Consider the following 13148-nt stretch of genomic DNA (forward strand, 5'->3'; position numbering starts at 1 on the left):
CTTTCGAAATAAACATCCGACCAAAGTAGTGGGCTGTTTAATTAGCTATAATCTCAAAACTTTTATCTTCAATTTTCACAACTGTAAGAGCTTGTGAATAGTTTAATAGAAAAGAAACTACTTCTTTCTTAGGTTTTAAGTTTTTAGAAGCTAATGCTTTCTTAGAGTAAATTTTCGCCATACTATCAAAAATGTTTTATAATAGTATAACGCACTAATGCTCAAAATATTATTAGTTGGTCAAAATAATTTGATGTTTATCAATTATTTTTCTTAAATTCATTAAGGCATAACGCATTCTTCCTAATGCAGTATTGATACTTACACCTGTAAGTTCTGAAATTTCTTTGAAACTCATATCCTGATACATACGCATTACAAGAACTTCTTTTTGATCTTCAGGAAGCTCTTCAATTATCTTTTTAAGATCTACTTCAACCTGATCAAAAATCATTTTATTTTCGATTGTTAATGAATCATCTGACATAATTGAAAAAATAGAAAACTCTTCTGTTTCTCTATACATTGGCATTTTTTTGGTCTTGCGGAAATGATCTACAATTAAATTGTGAGAAATTCGCATAACCCAAGGTAAAAATTTACCTTCTTCATTATATGAATTGGATTTTAAAGTTTTAATAACTTTAATAAATGTATCCTGAAAAATATCATTTGAAATATCTCTATCAGCTATCTTAGAATATATAAATCCATATATCTTAGACTCATGCCTTTTTATCAATGTCGCAAGGGCATTTTCATTGCCTTCGACATAGTTTTTCACTAATAGAGCGTCTGGAATATGCAGATCAGCCATAATACTACTTTTTTAGTTTTTGATTAAAATTTGGAGTAATTTTTCTAAAAAGTAATTTTATGTAATAGGCCTATCGTGAGTTATGTTAATATTGAGTCCAAATTTAACAAATATTTTTTTTAAAAAGCAAATGAATGGAGTAATAATTAATAATAAAATTACAAATACGATACATTAAAATTAAACTTTGCCATGAAAGTGCTTAATAATATGAAAGAATTAGAATGTTTTAACAAATTAAAAAAAGAGGCGTAAATAATTTAAATATCTTATTTTAAACAACTTACACCTACTTTTTAGTAGTATTATTAGTATTTATTTTTTTATTGATAGACACGAACATAGTCTATATAATACTTTTGAGGCAATATAGAATCATCTACATCTGGTCCTCCAAAATTACCTCCGATAGCTAAATTTACAATTATATAAAATGGTTTATTAAAAGGCCACGTATCTTCGTTTTTAACTTCGGGATTGAAGGTATATACCAAAGTGGTATCAACAAAAAAATCAATCTTTTCTTTTGTCCATTCAATGGCATAAACATGATACCCTTCTTCTATAGTTGGAAACTCAGTTCTTTTTGTATTGATTGTGTTTCCGTGACTATCTTGTGTATGCAATGTAGTATATACCATGTGCGGATCACGGCCAATATATTCTAATATGTCTATTTCGCCTGTTTTAGGCCATTTTACGGCATCAATATTGGCACCCAGCATCCAGAATGCCGGCCATAAACCATGACCAACCGGCAGTTTAGCTCTTGCTTCGATGCGACCATACAAAAACTCTTTTTTGCCTTTGGTTGTGATTTTTGTCGAAGTATATTTATTTCCTTCTTTTTTGGCTTCGATAATTAAATTACCTTCTTTGATCTCATGATTGGTTTTGGTATAAATTTGTCTTTCATTGTTTCCATAACCGCATAAATTTGGACAGCCATCACCGAGTTCAAAATTCCAAAAGGACTCGTTTATTTTCTTTTTATTGAAATTTTCTTCCCATATTAGTTTTCTCTCTACCTTTTGTGCAAAGCAAAAACTAACCGTTAAGAACATTATTAGTACAACTATTTTTTTCATCGTATAGTTTTAAATTTTAAAAATTAGAAGGCCAGCCTGAACTGACCTTCTAATACTTTCTACTAATTAATTATAATCTATTGATAAACTTTTACATAGTCAATCTCCATTGTCGATTGTGTGAAGGCGGGATCAATAGTGCCTCCAAGATTTCCTCCCATCGCTACATTTAATATTAAGAAGAAATCGCTATTAAACGGAAGAGTGGCATCATTGGCAACTTTGTGAATTTGTACATCATCGACATAAGTAGTTACTGATGCCGGACTCCAAATTGCTTTATAAACATGGAATTCTGTCGAAACATTTGGAATCGTTTTAGAACCCGTGTTTCCGCCGCCGCCAAAATGTCCCGGATAATGAAGCGTACTTAAAATCACGTTTTGATTGTTTCCTACGTGTTCCATAATATCAATCTCTCCGCAAGCCGGCCATGGTTTGGTTAAGAAATTAGATCCAAGCATCCAGATTGCAGGCCATGTTCCTTTTCCAATAGGCAATTTGGCGCGGATTTCAATTTTTCCGTACGTAAACTTAAATTTACCATCCGATTTTAGTCTTGTCGAAGAATAATCTACACCTCCGGAAGCTTCTTTTTTAGCGGTAATTTTTAAGTTTCCGCCTTCAACAATAACATTTGATGCTGAATTTGTATAGTTTTGTTTTTCATTATTTCCCCAGCCATCATTATTAGGTCCTCTTCCTAGATCGTAATTCCATTTTGTTGCATCTGGAGCTCCGTCAACATTAAATTCGTCTGACCAAACCAAATTGGTATAATCAACCTCTGGACCTGTATTTTGAACCGGTTTTGTAGTCGTAAAAATATGATACCAGGCTAATGAGGCATTACCGCCCATTATAGCTCTAACTACCATTCTGTTGGCTGTTATAGATAGAATTTCATATGAATTCTGACCAATATAATACCCCATAAATCCGTTGTCAGAGAAGTTCATCATTGTTCCGCGAGTTTGCTTAGCATGATCTTTATTTTTTGTCACAACAGATTCTGAAGGACTTAAAGAAACGGTTTTTATTCCGCCGGTATCATAAGTCAAACAAGAATCACTTGATCCACTTCCTCCTGCTACGCTTGCAAATGCAGTATTAAAAAATGTTGCTCCTCCGTTATTTAATTGGTATTTTAATTGGTCCCCATCAAGAGAAAAAGTCAATTCATTATCATACAAACAACTACTTGTCGGTGAACCTGCTTTTTCAAAAGCTCCGGCCTGATAATGGTTTGGATAGAAATTTTTAGTCTCATCACCATCATTTTGACCTACGCCTAAATGCCCTGGTTCTGAAGCTGACCAATACCATTTTTTAGAAGTTCCACCCGTTAAGAATTGAACCGCTTCGTCGTCACTAAAGTTGCTTAAAACTGTAACATCAAGCGTAATATTTGATGCTACTCCTCCTCTGCCTGTAGCAATGAGCGTTACAGTATAAGTGTTTACTCCTGTTTTTGTAAAACGTTTGGTAAACTTGCCGCTTGGAGAATTTTCTGAAGTTCCGTCGCTAAATACATATTTATATGAAATTGCATTATCTGCAGTCGCGGTTAATTTTACCATTCCTGAACCGTCTCCATCTGGAGCATCGGCTGTTTTTCCAACAATTTCAGCAGTTAGCTGAAGATTTGTTGGCGTATCTATTGACCCAAATGCGAAATCATCTTTCTGACAACCCGCCATAAGGAGAATCGTAAATAAGGATACTATCTTTATGATTATTTTTTTGTTCATGATTTCTTCTTTTAATTGGATTGTTTGATGTCATCAAAGTAAAAAGTTTCCCCTGCCCCCGTTTTTCCAAAATCCGGAAATAAAATTACTCTGTCGTATTTAATGCTCGTACTAAAACCCGGTGCCGTTGTAAGATCAAAGGTCAATTCCTGCCAGGCACTTGCTACAGTTGTTTTGGCACTTACTTCAATTGCTACTGTTGGATTACCATTTCCATCTTTTGGCGACGTAGAAAGTTCCATTTTGTATAAAATACTAGTACCTACTCTAGGCGACCAGACATTTATTTTTACAGTTGTTCCTTTTGTATAATCAAGCGTATTTTCTAAATTCAGGCTTGCCCCTCCCCAGGTTTCTGCTCCTGATTTTTTGTCTAATTTTAAAACTTTATCAGAAACATTTGTTCCGGTTTTGTTTGGATTTGCAATAACTGACGCATCAACATTTCCAAATCCACCCCACGTATATGTTAAAGTAGAAGATTCAAAATCAAGTGGTAATTTAATTGCCTCTGCCGGTTCTTTATAGAAATAAAAATTATCTATGTACACTGTATGGCTTCCGCTAGGATTTCCTGAAAAAATTAACTGTGCAATATGGGCGCGGGTTGTTAATCCTGTAAAATCGCTTAAAGGAATATCTAAACTTACCCATTTTCCCTGCTCAGGAGCTGTAATTTTAATTTCATGTTCAACATTATCTCCTCCTGTTTCATAAACGCCATTAGCTCCAAAATCGACTAATTTTATTCTGAATTCTGAAAAATCCAAAGACCAGACATCAATATGAAGATATGTCATTGCCGAAGCGTCTATTGTGGCTGTTGGCTCTGCACCCACAAAATTTAAATTTGAATATTTTTTTACTGCATTTTCTGCAATACTAATATCATCTAATACAGCATCAGACCATGAAGTTCTCCATGTACTCATTGGTACATTTGTGTAAGCATCACTAAACAATGAAATAACATTTGCCGCAGATCTGGTTGGTGTTGGTGCTGCAGAAGTGGGTGCCAAAATTAAAATTGCTTCAAATTGCTCTGTATATTCTGTTGTTTTAATGGCAGCACTTTTTGAAACCACACGAATCGTGTAAACTCCCGGGTTTTGATAGGTATACGAAACAGATTCGCCATTGTTTGCCGAAATTGGATCTGGTTTTCCTGTTTCTCCAAAATAAACATCATAAAACAAAGCAAAATCTGCTGTTGCCTTAACTGTTACTTTTTTAGAAACCGTTAAATCATTTGTTATTTCAACTACTAAATTTTCTGGTGCTTTAAACGAAACTACTACTTCTTTTTCTACTTCGGTAGTTTTTCCGTTAAGTCCCATTGCCGTAATTTTAGACTTATAAACGCCTTCTTTATATACGTGTGCAACTGTTGATCCGGCTCCAATATAATCAGAATCTGCGCTTCCGTCTCCAAAACTAATTTTGTATTGTGTTACGCCTTCGCCTTTTGGCACAAAGGTAACTTTACCTGTATTGTCCTGCGTAACTGTGGTCAAAGCCGATACATTAGTCGGAGCGCCTAAACCTTCTAAATCAATATCGCTGTTATCGCTTGAGCAGCTAAAAAATATTGCCAAAACGAAAAGACTTATAATAGAATGTAATTTTTTCATAATTGATGTTTTTTAATATCCAGGATTTTGTTCCCAATTTCCATTTGCAAACTGAATTTCTTCAATTGGAAGCGGAAATAACTCGTTTTTGTTAGCTGTAAAACCAGGAATAGTTCCGGCAGCTTTTCCGGTTCTTACCAAGTCGAAAAAACGATGTCCTTCTCCAAAAAGTTCTACTCTTCTTTCTGCTAAAATAAAATCCGTTAAGGCAGCTCCGGAAGCTGTTATATCATGATTGTTATCTCCAAAAGCACGTCTTCTAACCTGATTAAGGTATTCTCTGGCTTTTGCATCATCAATTTCACCTCTGTTATAAGCTTCTGCAGCCATTAATAAAACATCTGCATAACGAATTGCTCTGTAGTTGTTCGGGTTTGTTAAATTCAAATCTCCGGCAGCATCTGAGCTTCTTTTTCTTGGAAGATATTTTCTGTTGAAGAATCCTGTATCCTCATTTCCTTTTCCATAAGTTACTCCACTATTAGCCCCGGCCCAAGCCGCAATATCTAAAATAGCAACAGCTTTACGTTTATCTCCAGTTTCAAAAGCATCTGATGATTCCTGAGTAGGAAGATTAAAACTAAATCCGGAAGAGAAAACTGGTCCTGAATAATTTCTGATTCCGCTAAAACCTACGGCAACGTTTCCTTCACTACATTGTAAACAACCAAAACCTGCTCCTTCAACATCTGTATACTGTACTTCAAAAACAGATTCTGGTCCGTTTTCTCCATCTAATTCAAACATTTTATTATAATCTGTTTCTAAGGAATAAGGTGATGTATTTATTAACGCTTGTAAAGTACTGGCTGCCTGCGAAAATTTACCCTGAAACAAATACGCTTTTCCTAATAATGCCTGAGCAGCTCCTTTTGTAACTCTGCCTTTTTGAGCTGCAATTGGAGATAAATTTGCCGACGCAAAAACCAAATCAGCTTCGATAGAAGCATAAACTTCTGCAACTGATGAACGCGGAATTGTTTTTTCATCTCCAATTTTAAACCTCACATCGCCTTTCATCGGTATACCACCAAACCATTTTACTAATTCAAATTGGTAATACGCTCTTAAAAAACGAGTTTCGGCTATAAGCTGAGTTTTTCCTGCAAAATCTGTTTTGTTTTGAAATTCAAGTATATAATTGGCTCTTTGAACTCCGGCAAACATCCAGTTCCAGACATCTCTTAAGTTACTGTTTACTTCAGTGTGAATCATATCGTCTACTTGCTGAAAACCAATTACATCTGTAGGACTTTCTCCTCCTGCCAATGTATTATCCGAAGCAATTTCTCCCAATAAAACATTTACATATGTTGATTGCAGCAAATCATAAGTGGCAATTAATGCCTGATCGTAATCTTCTTTAGAATTAAAATAATTCTCAGAGTCGATTGAATATTCAGGTTTTGGATTCACAAATTCGTCTGAACAAGAAGTTGTTACAGTTAGAATTAATGTTATCGCTACCAGAGTAGTAAATAAATATTTTTTCATTTTAATTGAAATTAAAAATTAATGTTTAAGCCCAATAAATAAGTTCTTGGAACAGGATAAAATCCGTAATCGATTCCGGCACCAATTGGCGATTGAGAAACTCCGTCTCGATTTGTAGGTCCAAATGAAGCACCCGGATCAAACCCTTTGTATTTAGTAAATGTGTATAGATTATTTACTCCGGCATAAAGTCTTAGCTTTGTAATTCCTGCTTTTTGAGTCACTTTCGGATCAAGTGTATATCCTAATTGTACATTTTGAATTCTAAGATAAGAAGCATCTTCAACAAAATAATCTGATAACACATTGTTTGCTGTAGCTCCTGTAGTTACTTTTGGTACAGAATTACTTGTTCCTTCACCTGTCCATCTGTCTAAAACATAATCAAGACGATTGGCATCTGAAAGTGTTCTTTCGTAGTTACGAACCATATCATTTCCTACTGATGCAAATGTATATACGGCAAAATCAATGTTTTTATAATTTAACTGAATATTGAAACCCATTGTAGCATCTGCAATTGGGTCGCCAATATCTGTTCTGTCTTTGGTATCAATTACTCCATCACCATTTATGTCTTTGTAACGAATATCACCCGGAGAAGCATTTGCTCCTAAAGCCAATTGCGACGGGTGTGCCTCAACTTCGGCCTGATTTTGAAAAATTCCATCTGTTTTATATCCATAAAAATATCCAATTGGTTTTCCGGCTTCCATACGTGCCGCGGCTGGTTGACCAACTCCAAAAGAACCTTGTTCGATAAAACCGGTTCCGTTATTTACTTCTATAACTTCATTTTTAAGAAAGGTTACATTATAACCTAATGTCATTGAAAATGAATCTGAAAATTTCTCTTTGTAGTCTATCGCAAATTCAAATCCTGAATTTCTCACAGTACCAGCATTCATTGTTGGAGCACTTGCCCCCGGAGCACCAACTCCTATAATTCCTGAAACCGGAATATTTGGTATTAATAAATCTTTTCTGGTATCGATAAAATAATCTGCGACTACAGAAACTTTATCATTGAATAATCTTAAATCTAAACCAGCATCAAACTTTTTGGCTTCTTCCCATTTTAAATCCGGATTTGGTATTTGTCCCGTTGCCGCACCATTTACTAATAACCCGTCAAATACATAAGTTGCTTCACCATTTAAAATACTTAAATACCCATTATTCGGTATTTGATCATTTCCTAAAGTTCCATAACTAACTCTGAATTTTAAGAAGTTAAACGTTTGTGATTCTCCAAAAAAACCTTCATCAGAAGCAACCCATCCTGCTGTAAAAGACGGGAAATATCCCACTTTATTACCCGGACCAAATTTTGTTGAGGAATCTCGTCTGATCATTGCTGAAAAAAGATACTTTCCTTTATAATCATATTGTGCTCTTCCAAAATAAGAAATTCTTCTTTGATCGTAAACGTAACCACCCGTATTTAAAGCAGTTGGTAAACCTTTAGTTAAAGAAAGATCTGCAAACTCCCATGAATTATTAGGCACATCATAACCTGTTGCAACGGCAGAATTTCCCCATTGTTTATAGATTGTATTACCTAATGTTGCGGTAATATTATGGTTCTCTGCTATTTTAGCATTATAAGTTCCATAAATATCAAATGAATAGTCATTGTCATTTACAGTTCTTTGCGTTACAGAACTTCTCTGAACATCAAAAACTTTTCCTCCATAACTTATTTGTGGATCAAATGTTTTGCTTTCACTATTTGCGGTATTAAATCCTATGGAGCTTGATAACACAAATCCTTTGAAAATTTTATAATCTAAACCAAAGTTTCCGTTTAGTTTTTTATAATTATAATCGTTGTACGTGTTTTCTATTTGTGCCAGCGGATTAATAATTTCTGTTCCAAATCCTGTTGTGCTTGGCACTAATGTAAAATTGCCGTTTGCATCATACGGACTTAATGTAGCCGGTACGTTTAAGGCATTAAATAATACAGATCCTAATCCGTTTTCATTAATTGTTTTTCTGTTAAAATAGGTATAGATTACATTCGTTTTTAGCTTGAATTTATCACTCAAATCTGCTCCTAATGCTATTCTGGCAGTATTTCTCAGGTAACCTGATTTATCGCCGCCAACAATACCTTCCTGATCCAGGTGTGAGCCACTAATAGAATAGGTGATTTTTTCAGATCCTCCTGAAATGGTCAAATCGCTGTTTAATAACGGAACACCTTTCCCTAAAACTTCTTTTTGCCAGTCTGTTCCTTTTCCTAAACCGCTTACATTTGGATAAGGAAGTGCTCTTCCGCCATTGGCATAACTTTCATTTAATAACAAAGCATATTCTGTTGCATCCAGAATGGACAATTTTCTCGAAGCTTCCTGAAATCCGGTGTAGCTATTAAAAGAAATTCTTGTTTTTGAGTTTTTCTTTCCCATTTTGGTTGTAACCAAAATAATCCCGTTTGCACCAATCGTTCCATAAATGGCTGCTTGAGCATCTTTTAAAACCGTTATGGTTTCAATATCGTTCGGGTTTAAAACATTCAGGTCTGCAACATAGCCGTCAATAATCGTAGTGGGTCCGTTTTGTCCGTTTGTAGCAATACCACGAATACGAACATCTATAGGCGCGCCGGGAGCTCCAGATTGTGTTGTAACATTTACACCGGAAATTGTTCCTTGTAACGCCTGCTCAATTCTTGCAGGTTTCAGGATATCAAGTGTTTTACTATCCAGAACAGAAACTGCTCCTGTTAGTTCTCTTTTCTTTTGGCTACCATAACCAATGACAACAACTTCGTCTAAAGATCTGGTGTCGTCGCTCATTTTTACCGTAACTTTTGGTCCTGAAACCACAACTTCCTGCGTTCGATAACCAATATAACTTAAAACAAGTGTGGTGCCGTTTGAAACACCGATCAGTTTAAAAGATCCGTCGAAGTCTGTGGTTGTGCTTTGAGACGAACTTTTAACTTTTACATTTACGCCCGGCAATGATAAACCTGAGCCATCCAGTACAGTTCCGGTTACATCAAAAGTCTGCGAGAACGCAAAAGATGTAAACAGTAATAATACCATTAATAATAATTTTGGTTTCATAATTAGTTAGTTTTTTTATTGAAGCTAAAATATCCCATCCTTTTAAGAATACGATAAAACTAACCACAACAAAAAACATACATCACAAAAAAAATTACTTAAATTTAATATATGACAAAAAATAGCTCGGTTTACCTAGAAAATCATAATGTTAATTTCTTTAACAAATAAGTGTAATAAATACAAGAAAACGTTAATGTTGTGGTGTTGTATAGGCGTTTTTGAAGGAATTTCTGACTTCCTATACAGCAAGAATATATTCGACTAAACCGATTTCGTGCTGTAAATCCATTTTTTTACGCAAACGATATCTTTTAATTTCAACGCTTCGCACAGAAATATTAAACAATGGCGCTATTTCTTTGGATGAAAGGTTCAGCCTAAGATAAGCGCAAAGTCGCAAATCATTCGGAGTAAGTAATGGATGCAGCTGTTTAATTCTCTTTAGGAAATCTTTATCAGCATTGTCAAATGCTTCTTTAAAAACCTTCCAGGAATCTTCTTCGGTAATATTATCGTTGATGGTTCTTATAACAGATTTGATGTTTTTATTATCGTCTTGCGAAGTCTTTTTTAAATCCTCTTTTATAAAAGCCAAAAGTTCGTTTTTGCTATTTAAACTCATTGTCGAGACTGCCAATTCCCTATTTTTATTATCCACATCCTGAGATAATTGCTCGTTTCTAAGTTTCATTAATTGCTGCTCGTTTTCAAGCTCTTTAATCTCAAGCAGAAGATTGTTTTCTTCAATTAATTTCTCTTTTTGCTTTTGATAAAAATTACGATAGGCTTTATTAATAAAATAACCAATGACAATCAACAACAGCAAATAAATAAAACACGCCAGATTGGTTAAATACCAAGGTTTTAAAACCACAAACGTATAAGTTGCCGTGTTTTGCAAAAGTGTATTGGCGTATTTCGCCCGAACTTTGAACGTGTATTTTCCCGGAGACAGGTTTTTAAAATTAACCGAAGATTTTGTACTCCATTCGCTCCATTCATTCTGGAAACCTACTAATAAATACTGATATTCAGAATTGATATATTTGTTGTATTCCGGAACAGTGTAATTTAAAGTAATGTTATTTTCATTTGATTTAAAACTTCCTTCATCATTTAAAACAACATTCTTTAAAATCTGGTTTTGCTTATTAATAAAAATACCGGATATAGAAACAGCATAGTTTTTAAAACTCAAATCGTCAATATTAAGCGTATAATAACCATCTGTAGTTCCTATTAAATACGTTGATTTTGAAATTTGCGTAATATTCTCAAACCCCAACATCGAATTCGTTAAAGAAGATGGAATTGGAATCACGTTTTGTTTTAACTGATTACTCAGTTTGCTTGAAGAAAAATAATGAATGTAATTTTTAGAAAACAGCCAGATTTTATTCGACTGATCTACAATTAATTTACCCGAAGTATATTCGTCTTTTTCAAAAATAGAACTTAATAATTTATCCTTTTCAAACTGTTTTGTAGTTGGATTTAATTTGAAAATTCCGCCTTTGTATGCGTAATATATCGCATTATTAAATTTTGTTAAACTGGCATTTTTTCCTTTTTTTGGAGAAGAATAAGCATGAAATTCTTTGATTTTTGAAAACGAATTATCCAGCTTAAACCTGAAAATCCCTTTGTATTCATGGCTTACATAAACTTCAAGATTTGGCGTTATTTCAAAATATCTTGATGAATAATTAAAACCTTCAATTTTATTTCTGAATTTCCATTGCTTATTAACTTTCTCTAAAACCGAAATTCCGTAGTAATTTCCCTGAAGCAAAATGTTTTTATTATTCGGAGAAGGCTCAAACTTCCATGTTCCCGAACCAGAAAAAATAGTTCTGGCCGAAGTATTTTCTACAATAAAAGTTCCCGAATCATGACCGCAAAAAAGCGTATTATCATAAGCAAACAAAGACCAAACTTGTCCTTTTGTTCCGTTTATAAACTGAAAATTATCTTTGCTTTGGTATTTTTTACAAAACAATCCCTGATTCGTTCCCACATACAACATTCCATTGTGCGAGATTGAGGCATAAACAGTTCCTAAAACTCCTGTATCATCCGTAAAACTATGTACCGGCGTTTGCAGATTGATGCAGTTAATTCCGTTATCAAGACCCACCCAAACATTCTGATCTTTATCTTCAAACAAAGACAAAGCTGTATTGTTGCTCAGTCCTTTGCTTTGCGAAATATGATAATTTAATTTTCCCGTATTCGATAAAATAAAAATTCCGTTAGAAACAGTTCCCAAAGCATAACTTCCGTCCTGAAGTCGTTGGCTGCTGTACACAAAACCCGATTTTATCTGCGCATCAACTTCTGTTGCAAAAGGCGTTAAAGCTGTTCCTGTAAGTTTATAAAATCCATCTAATTGCGTCTGAATCAACAAACCATCATCAATTGTAAAAACATTGACAATTGTATATTTTTTTAGAATTGGGTTATCAGAAATCAATTTTCCTTTTCCTCCTTCTATTTCAAAAAGACCTTCGTTTATGGTTTGATAATAAATTGAATTTTTAGTGCTAAATGATTTTATAACACCATTTTTAGGTGAAATAATTTTAAAGCTTTTTGTTTTGGTATCATAAATATAAATTCTGTTCAAAGACTGAAATAATATCCATTGATCGTATTTTAAAATGTTCCAAAACTGTTCGTCATCCAGGATTTTATTCTTGATTGTATCACTTAGCGAGGTATATTTTAATTTTCCGTTTGTCTGTCTTGTCCAATAACCAAAATTCATATAACAACCTGTATAAATCTTGTTGTCGATTACTTTTACAGATCGCATTATGGTTTCATTTGGAGTTGGATATAATTCCCAATTTGTGCCGTTGTATTCTAAAAGTCCGTCATTATTGGCAAAATACATGCGATTTTGTTCGTCCTGCGAAATCATCCAGCTTTGATTTCCGGCACCGTAAACAGTTGAAGGATATTTTACAATTGGCGGTAATTCCTGAGAAAACAGGACAAAACCCATTAAAAAACAAAGAGTAAAAAGTTTAGTTTTCAAAATTTGGTCAGAATATTAAAATAGTATTAAAGCAGTTCTAAAATAGGGTATTTTTCCATTAAAACAATAATTAATTTAAACACATAGAAACATAGATTTTGGAATCCTAAAAAGGCATTTCACTTCATTTAAATGCACAAAGAATCGTAATTTATTTCACGCAGATTTAAAAGATTTAAGCAGATTATTTATTTTTAATTTAAAATCTGCTCAGATCTGCAAAATCTGCGTGAAACAAAATTATTCA

8 protein-coding genes are annotated in these 13148 nt (G+C 33.9%); all 8 read right to left on the reverse strand.

The window, feature by feature from the left end; translation table 11 throughout:
* Window positions 1–37: 37 nt before the first annotated feature.
* The 8 genes from AC4FQ3_RS04780 to AC4FQ3_RS04815 all read right to left on the reverse strand — a co-directional run bounded on the left by AC4FQ3_RS04780 (window position 38) and on the right by AC4FQ3_RS04815 (window position 12901).
* Window positions 38–181, reverse strand: a complete 144-nt coding sequence (locus AC4FQ3_RS04780; protein ID WP_165587188.1) for a hypothetical protein — start codon at window positions 179–181, stop codon at window positions 38–40.
* A gap of 51 nt (window positions 182–232) precedes the next feature.
* Entirely contained in the window at window positions 233–817 is a 585-nt protein-coding gene (locus tag AC4FQ3_RS04785) for an RNA polymerase sigma factor (RefSeq protein WP_042564113.1), read from the reverse strand.
* Window positions 818–1140: 323 nt separating this feature from the next.
* Window positions 1141–1905 carry a glycoside hydrolase family 16 protein gene (locus AC4FQ3_RS04790; protein ID WP_073393455.1) on the reverse strand — a complete coding sequence of 255 codons (765 nt, stop codon included), beginning with the start codon at window positions 1903–1905 and terminating at the stop codon, window positions 1141–1143.
* A 77-nt stretch (window positions 1906–1982) separates the two neighbouring features.
* Complete coding sequence (locus AC4FQ3_RS04795) at window positions 1983–3656, reverse strand: family 16 glycosylhydrolase (RefSeq protein WP_491181073.1); 1674 nt, start codon at window positions 3654–3656, stop codon at window positions 1983–1985.
* 11 nt (window positions 3657–3667) lie between these two features.
* Window positions 3668–5287: a hypothetical protein gene (locus AC4FQ3_RS04800; protein ID WP_491181074.1), complete on the reverse strand. Its 1620-nt coding sequence runs from the start codon at window positions 5285–5287 to the stop codon at window positions 3668–3670.
* A gap of 12 nt (window positions 5288–5299) precedes the next feature.
* Window positions 5300–6781: a RagB/SusD family nutrient uptake outer membrane protein gene (locus tag AC4FQ3_RS04805; RefSeq protein ID WP_491181075.1), complete on the reverse strand. Its 1482-nt coding sequence runs from the start codon at window positions 6779–6781 to the stop codon at window positions 5300–5302.
* Between the two features lie 11 nt (window positions 6782–6792).
* Window positions 6793–9858, reverse strand: coding sequence for a SusC/RagA family TonB-linked outer membrane protein (locus AC4FQ3_RS04810; RefSeq protein WP_491181076.1), 3066 nt, complete (start codon window positions 9856–9858; stop codon window positions 6793–6795).
* Between the two features lie 241 nt (window positions 9859–10099).
* Complete coding sequence (locus AC4FQ3_RS04815) at window positions 10100–12901, reverse strand: triple tyrosine motif-containing protein (protein WP_491181077.1); 2802 nt, start codon at window positions 12899–12901, stop codon at window positions 10100–10102.
* Between the last annotated feature and the right edge of the window lie 247 nt (window positions 12902–13148).

It is taken from the genome of Flavobacterium sp. AK-345 (genome assembly GCF_058310175.1).

What these genes read in the sequence shown, in the direction of transcription:
- AC4FQ3_RS04805 (WP_491181075.1), bottom strand. Translation starts at nt 6,781, where the DNA reads ATGAAAAAATATTTATTTACTACTCTGGTAGCGATAACATTAATTCTA.
- AC4FQ3_RS04785 (WP_042564113.1), bottom strand. Translation starts at nt 817, where the DNA reads ATGGCTGATCTGCATATTCCAGACGCTCTATTAGTGAAAAACTATGTC.
- AC4FQ3_RS04790 (WP_073393455.1), bottom strand. Translation starts at nt 1,905, where the DNA reads ATGAAAAAAATAGTTGTACTAATAATGTTCTTAACGGTTAGTTTTTGC.
- AC4FQ3_RS04780 (WP_165587188.1), bottom strand. Translation starts at nt 181, where the DNA reads ATGGCGAAAATTTACTCTAAGAAAGCATTAGCTTCTAAAAACTTAAAA.
- AC4FQ3_RS04800 (WP_491181074.1), bottom strand. Translation starts at nt 5,287, where the DNA reads ATGAAAAAATTACATTCTATTATAAGTCTTTTCGTTTTGGCAATATTT.
- AC4FQ3_RS04795 (WP_491181073.1), bottom strand. Translation starts at nt 3,656, where the DNA reads ATGAACAAAAAAATAATCATAAAGATAGTATCCTTATTTACGATTCTC.
- AC4FQ3_RS04810 (WP_491181076.1), bottom strand. Translation starts at nt 9,858, where the DNA reads ATGAAACCAAAATTATTATTAATGGTATTATTACTGTTTACATCTTTT.